This window comes from Nonomuraea corallina (assembly GCF_027620315.1).
Taxonomy (GTDB): Bacteria; Actinomycetota; Actinomycetes; order Streptosporangiales; family Streptosporangiaceae; genus Nonomuraea; species Nonomuraea corallina.
In genome coordinates, this window is record NZ_JAPNNL010000261.1 from 1 (window position 1) to 6,744 (window position 6,744).

General features: G+C 73.4%; 4 protein-coding genes and 1 pseudogene. 3 read left to right on the forward strand and 2 right to left on the reverse strand.

Annotated elements, in window-relative coordinates; all coding sequences use genetic code 11:
* Together OUY22_RS34900 and OUY22_RS34905 are read left to right on the forward strand one after the other, a co-directional pair.
* On the forward strand, nt 1-585 hold a 585-nt coding region (locus tag OUY22_RS34900), incomplete at its 5' end, for an SMC family ATPase (RefSeq protein WP_270159583.1).
* 48 nt (nt 586-633) lie between these two features.
* Nucleotides 634-2,052: an OmpA family protein gene (locus OUY22_RS34905; protein WP_270159584.1), complete on the forward strand. Its 1,419-nt coding sequence runs from the start codon at nt 634-636 to the stop codon at nt 2,050-2,052.
* Nucleotides 2,053-2,055: 3 nt separating this feature from the next.
* On the opposite strand, the gene OUY22_RS34910 is transcribed toward OUY22_RS34905, so the two are convergent.
* On the reverse strand, nt 2,056-3,270 hold the full coding sequence (locus OUY22_RS34910) for a LeuA family protein (RefSeq protein ID WP_270159585.1): 1,215 nt from the start codon (nt 3,268-3,270) through the stop codon (nt 2,056-2,058).
* A 65-nt stretch (nt 3,271-3,335) separates the two neighbouring features.
* On the opposite strand from OUY22_RS34910, the gene OUY22_RS34915 reads away from it, so the two are divergent.
* Entirely contained in the window at nt 3,336-4,628 is a 1,293-nt protein-coding gene (locus OUY22_RS34915; protein WP_270159586.1) for a citrate synthase, read from the forward strand.
* Nucleotides 4,629-4,750: 122 nt separating this feature from the next.
* Here OUY22_RS34915 and OUY22_RS34920 read toward each other — a convergent pair.
* Nucleotides 4,751-6,744 (reverse strand): annotated as a pseudogene (locus OUY22_RS34920) (chromosome partitioning protein ParA); the annotation flags it as partial.

A 6,744-nucleotide genomic window follows, 5' to 3' on the forward strand; every position in this document is an offset into this window, starting at 1 on the left:
CGCTGGCGGCCCGCCGCCGAGCGGCACAAGCTCGCCGAACGGATGGCGGCGCTGGCCGCCGGCACCTCCGCCGACAACCAGTGGAGCATGAGTCTGTCCTCCTACGTGCTCGGCGAGCGGCTGCGCCAGGTGGTGGACGCCGCCAACGACCGGCTCGCCCACATGTCCGGCGGCCGCTACCTGCTCCGCCACGACCTGGCCAAGACGGCCGGTTCCCGGGCGCGCTCCGGGGGCGGGCTCGGTCTTCGGGTGTTCGACGGGTGGACCGGGATCGAGCGCGACCCCGCCACGCTGTCCGGCGGCGAGAGCTTCATCACCTCGCTGGCCCTGGCACTCGGCCTGGCCGACGTGGTGACGGCGGAGGCCGGCGGCGCCGAGATAGGCACGCTCTTCGTCGACGAGGGGTTCGGCACCCTGGACGAGGACACGCTCGACGGCGTCCTCGACATCCTCGACGGGCTGCGCGACGGCGGCCGGGCGGTGGGCATCGTCAGCCACGTGGCCGAGCTGCGCTCCCGCGTCCCCGCCCAGCTCAAGGTGACCAAGACTCGCACGGGCTCCACCCTGACCACGACCGCAGGCTAGGCTCCCCCCGCCGCTTCGCCCTCGGCTTCCGTTCCGGGAACCGGTTACGTGCGTGAGGGCCTGGCCGGGTTCCACGCGTCCAACCCGTTCCGGGTCGATGTCCGTGCGGTCGAACGGCACGAGGACCTGACCGTCCTGAGGATGGAGATCTCGACCACGGGGGACGCCAAGACACCCGGCGGGTTCGGGTATGACGGGCTGCCGGGACAGAGCGTCACCTTCGGCAGGTTCCGGCTGCTCGATCCCGTGGGGGGAAAGATGTATTTCGCGCTGCGGGAGAAGTCCGGGGAGCGGGCTTTCGGCACCCGCCACGGTGACGGGTACCCGGAGGATTTCCAGCCGGGCGTGCGCTATCCGGTCGAGGTGTACTTCCCGCCGCTGGCCGGCGGTGTGCGGAGCGTCTCGCTCGTACCCGATCTGGCGATGGCCCCCACCACCGGCATCCCCGTCACCGACGGGGCCCCGCCGCCCGTCGCCAGGAAGCGCGGCGAGGGCGGCGAGCACCAGTGGCCGGTGGTGCTCCCCGGGGGCGACTCCTGGTCCGGGGTTTCCGGACTGAACGAACTGGTCGAGACGCCGGAGAAGACCACGTTCCAGGAAGGCGGCCGGGAGACCGTGGCGCTCCGCACCGACGTGCTGTTCGCCTTCGACAAGGCCACACTGTCGGACAAGGCCACGGCCATCCTGGACGAGGCCGTCGCGGAGACCCGCGAGCGCGCCGACCCGGACAAGCCGCCCGTCCTCATCGAAGGACACACCGACAGCAAGGGCAGCGGCACCTACAACCAGCGGCTGTCGGTCGAACGGGCCGAGGCCGTCCGCGACTACCTGGCGGCCGGGCTCGGCGATGGCTACACGTACGAGGCCGAAGGCAAGGGCGAGGACGAGCCGATCGCCAGGAACGAGAAGCGGGACGGCGGCGACGACCCCGAGGGCCGGGCCCGCAACCGGCGGGTCGAGATCTCGTACACGATCAAACGGGATCGACCGGACGCGACGGTCACCACGGGGACGGCGACTGACGTCCGGGGCTCCACCCGCGAGCCCGCCCCTTACCGGGCCGACGCAGGGCCGGTCGTCGGCTCGCTGGAATGGCCGCGCTCCGGGGGCCGGCTGCGGGTGGACTTCCACCCCTTCTACCGTGACGGCGCCTATGTGGTGGCGGTGTTCGACGTGGTGTCGATGGAGGATCACCACATGCCGATCCCCGCGCCGTTCCAGGGGTTCGCCCACACATTCTCGGCCGCGTCCGACTATGGGGCGTTCATCCTGGTGGATCCGGAGACCGAGGCGCGCTACCACCCGATCAGGATGCACGCCGAGTTCGTCGAGAACTCCGTGCTCGCCCTGGAGAAGGGCGAGGTCAACCGCTCGTACGTGTACTACCCGGCGCCCGCCGACGACGTCACGTCCATCACGCTGGAGGCGGCCGACCTGGGCGAGGTGAAGGACATCCCCGTGTCCTGACCGTCACAACTGGCCGGGGAAGAGCGGGGACAGCTCGCGCGGGTAGGTCGCGATCAGGCGGAGTTCGTCGTCGGTGAGCGGTCTGCCCGTCATCGCGTTGCAGAGCTGCACCAGCTTGAAGGTCAGCTCCTCGTCCGTCACCTCGACGCCGAGCCCGTCCATCACGTGCCGGAAACCGGCCTTCCCGCCGTACTCGCCCGTCAGCACCACCCGGCCGTTCCGCGCGTGCCAGTCCTGCGGGAACGGGCCCAGCGTCGTCTCGTCGTACAGCTCGTAGGTGCCGTGGTCCTTCAGCGCGCCGTCGGCGTGGATGCCGCTCTCGTGCGCGAACGCGTTCCGCCCCACCCCGACCTGGTGGTACGGGAGAGGCCGGCCGAAGGCGTAGGCCGCCCACAGCCCGAACCTCCTGGCCCACGTCAGATCCAGCTCGTCACCGATCTTCGCGTCCAGCCCGAAACCGTGCCGGAACGCCAGGATCGTCGACAGCAGGTCGGCGTTGCCGGAACGCTCGCCGATGCCGTTCACGCACGTGTTGATCCACGCGTCCTGCCCCGCGTCGAGGTCGCCGAGCGCGCCCGACACGGAGTTGGCCACGGCCATGCCGAGGTCGTTGTGGCAGTGCGTCTCGATCGGCAGCGCCACGGCCGAGGCCAGCTTGGCGAACCGCTCCCTGATCCGGTCGGGCGTGTCGCCGCCGATCGTGTCGCAGTAGCGGACGCGGTCGGCGCCCGCCTCCTTCGCCGCCAGCGCGAACTCCAGCAGGAACCCGTCGTCGGTCCGCGACCCGTCCTCGGCGTTCACCCCCACGGTCCACGCGCCGGCCGCCTTGGCGGCGCGCACCGCGGCGGTCATCTCGCGGATGATCGCGGCCCTGTCGAGCCGGCCGCGGAACTTGTTCTGGATCATGTAGTCACTGGTGGAGATCGACAGGTTGTAGTGCCTGAGGCCGAGCGGCGCGGCCTTCTCCACGTCCTCCGCCACGCCCCGGCACCACCCGGACAGCCGCAACCCGCCGAACGCCCCCGCCTCGGCCAGCGCCACCTGCGCCCGTACGTACGGGACCTCGTGGAACAGGAACGGGAACCCGATCTCTGACTGCGCCACGCCGAGCTTGGCCAGATAGAAGTTGACCATGGTCTTGCCGAACTTCGACAGGCCGGTGCGCGCGGTCTGCACGCCGTCCCGGTTGGTCACGTCAAGGAAGTGAACAGTAGGCATAGGGCAACGTTGACACGCGCGCTCAATATGGATCAATATTGATTTTCGTCAATATGGAGGCGGGCGTGGAGTGGATCGACGCGGCCACGGCCGCCGACCGGCTGGGCGTCAAACCGGCCACCCTGTACGCGTACGTGAGCCGCGGCGTCCTCAAACGGCGCCACGAGGGCCGCCGCAGCCTCTTCGACGCCGCCGAGATCGAGACCCTGGCCCGGCGCGGCAGACCGCGCGGGCAGCCGCCGGAGCTGGTGATCGAGTCGGCCATCACCGTCCTGGGCCTGGACCGGCCCTACTACCGCGGCCACGACGCCCTCACCCTCGCCCGCACCGCCACCTTCGAGACCACGGCCGAACGACTCTGGACCCCGGACCCCGTGCCCGCCGCCCCGCCTCCCCTAAGACCGGCTCACTCCGGCTCCCCGGCCTCCACCGGACGGCTGACGGACTCCTCCTCGGTGAGCCCGGAGACGGGTGCCGCCACCTGGGAGGCCGACGCCGAGGCCGTCCGTGCCGCCGTCGTCGCCCAGCGCGGACTTCCCGAGCCGATCCTCCCGCTCGACCGCCTCCAGGTCATCGTCACCGTCCTCGGCGCCGCCGACCTGCTCCGCGTCCAGCTCGACCCGGTCTCGGTCGCCGCCACCGGCCGCCGCCTCATCGCGGGCCTGGTCGACGCCCTCCCGGCGCAGGCATCCCCGGAGCCGGCGCGCACCGGCCCGATCGCCGGACGGCTCTGGACCCGCCTGTCACCGCACCCCCCGAGCCCGGCGCTGCTCCACGCCCTGGAAGCCGCGCTCGTGCTGCTCGCCGACCACGAACTGGCCGCCTCCACGCTGGCCGCCCGGGTCGCCGCCTCCGCCCGGGCCGACCCGTACGCCGTCGTCCTCACCGGGCTCGGCGTGCTGAGCGGACCGCTGCACGGCGGCGCATCCTACGCCGCCGAACACCTGCTCACCGAGGTCGCCCGCTCGTCGGACGCGCCCCGCGTGATCGCCGACTGGGTCCGGCGCGGCCGGCGCATCCCCGGCTTCGGCCACAGCGTCTACAAGAACGGCGACGCCCGCGCCACGACACTCCTCGACCTGGTGGCGGAGGCCGCCCCGGACCACGATCGGCTCGCCGCCGCCCGCGCCGTCCTGGCCGAGGCACGCCGGCGTCGCCTGCCCGAGCCCAACATCGACTTCGCCCTCGCCACGCTCGCCGCCGTCGCCGGCCTGGCCCCCGGAGCAGGCGAGGCCGTCTTCGCCGTCGCCCGGACCGCCGGCTGGCTGGCCCACGCCATGGAGGAGTACGCGCGCGACTCCCTGCTCAGGCTCCGCGCCTCCTACACAGGCCCGCCGATCCCCAAGCCATCGACCTGACGCCCGCCCCCGACCCTGGGACTGTTACGCGGTCCTCCTGTGCCACGGCGAGACTCGGTGGTCTCCGGGGCCTGGGACGCCACGACGTCGATCGGTCCAGGGCGGACGGGGGCGTTGAGAAGTCAGCCCGGCTCGCCCGTCCTGTCGACGTAGGCCGCGAGCGCCCTGACCCGGTCGGCGTGGTGGTCGTGGCCCACGATCACCGGGGGCTCGTTGTACGGCATCGCGTCCGACGAGCGCCGCAGCTTGACATACTGGCCGCAGGCGTCGATCGCGTACGGCTCCATGTCGTCCTGCAGCGCCCCGATCACCGTGATGCCGTAGGTCTCGCCGATCCGCCGGAACAGCGCCACCGCCTCCCGGCGGTGCTCCTTGCCCAGGTTGCGGCCCAGCTCGTCGAGCACGAGACACAGATGGCCGCCGCCGGACGAGGCGATGGCCGCCGCGCACACCAGCTTGACCGCCTTCTCGTCCATCAGCGCGGTGTTGGCCCGCCGGTTGTAGGGCACGAAGCCCTGGCCCTCGCCGCGCCGCCACTTCGGCGTCACCCGCCACTGCCAGCGCTGCTCCGGGTCGGCCGGAGCCGGCGGCACCGGGAACTCCAGCGTCGCCCCGTAGCCGCCGTACGCGACGTCGAGCTTCTCGAACTCCTCGGCCACCCGCTCCAGTCTGACCTTGATCGCGGCCGTGAGCGCCGCGCGGTGCACCGCCGTCGACTGCGCCGCCTCCTCCGCGCCCTTGTCGGCCGCCGCCAGGTCGCGCTGCCGGGAGACGAGCTGCGCCTCGATCTGCCTGCGCTGGTGCTTCTCGTACTCCTCCTGGCCGCGCAGGTAGGAGGCGAGCGCGCCGCACACGCCCGCGAACGTCGCCTGCTCCCGGGCCGAGCTGCCGCCCCGCTCCGCCAGCAGGAACCGCAGCTCCTCCGGCACCTCCGCGTCCTCCTCCGGGAAGGTGTCGCGCAGGGCCTGGTCGAGCAGGCGTTCGGCGACCCGCCACCACTCGTCGGCGGTGCGCGGGCGCTCCTCCTCGGGCAGCTCACGCAGCCACTCGACGGCCGACTCGGCGGTGCCGCCCCATTCGGCGGCCAGCGCGCCCAGCTTCAGCGCCTCCCGCTCGGCGCCGACCCGCGTCTCCTCCTCGCGGGCGCGCGCCCGCTCGCCGTCGAGCTGCCGGCGGCGGCTCTCCAGCCGCTCGGCCTCCATGTCCCGGGTACGGGCCCGGAAGTCGAGCGCGGCGGTCTCCCGCTCGGCCTCCGCCACCCGGGGGACCAGCTCCTCCAGGGCGGCGACCAGCTCGGCGAGCCGGGCACGCTGCCCGGTCAGCCTGCCCTCCAGCTCCTCCAGCCGCACCCCGGCCTTGGCGCCGTCGAGCCTGCGCTGGGCCAGCGCCACCGTCTCCTCGGCCGCGCGCACGGCCTGGGCGGCGGCGTCCTGCGCGTCCAGGGCGCGGTTCAGGCGCTGCTCGGCGGCCTTGATCCGGGCCTCCCGGCCGGTCGCCACCCCGTCGAAGGCCCCGACCACGCTCACCCCGGCGGCGCTGACCAGCACCGACCCGGGCAGCGCGGCCAGCGCCTGCGCCGCCTGCGCCAGGCGGCCGGCGTCGACGATCACCGCGTGCTCGCCGGGCCAGTTGCGCAGCTCGTCCAGCGTCGGCCCGGCCCCCGACGTGTGATCGCGGGCCTGCTCGGCGACGTCGAGCGCGTCGAGCAGGCCGGACGCCGGGACGCCCGCCGCGGTGAGGGCGTTGAGCTGGGCGGCGGCCGGGCCGCCCTCCGCGTCGTCCAGGGCGGCACGGGCCGAGGCCGCCTCCTGGTCGGCCACGCCCAGCGCCTTGAGCGCCTCGTTGAGCCGCAGCCGGGACGCGCGCAGCTCGCCCTCGGCCGTGGGCACGTCGCGCCCGTCGGCGAACCGGCGCGCCTCCTCCAGCGCCGGAATCCGGCCGCGCAGCTCGTCGGCGGAGTTCTCCGCGACCGCCCGATCGGCGTCGAGCTTGGCCGCCCTGGCCTGGAGCGCGGCCAGCTCCTTGCGCGCCTCGGTGACGCGCCGGTCGAGGGTGTCGTCCTTGAGCGCAGCGATCTCCGCCCGGACGGCGGCGATGGCCTCGGCCGCCGTCTCGC

Coding starts and splice junctions, on each gene's coding strand:
- OUY22_RS34910 (WP_270159585.1), bottom strand. CDS start 3,270: ATGCCTACTGTTCACTTCCTTGACGTGACCAACCGGGACGGCGTGCAG.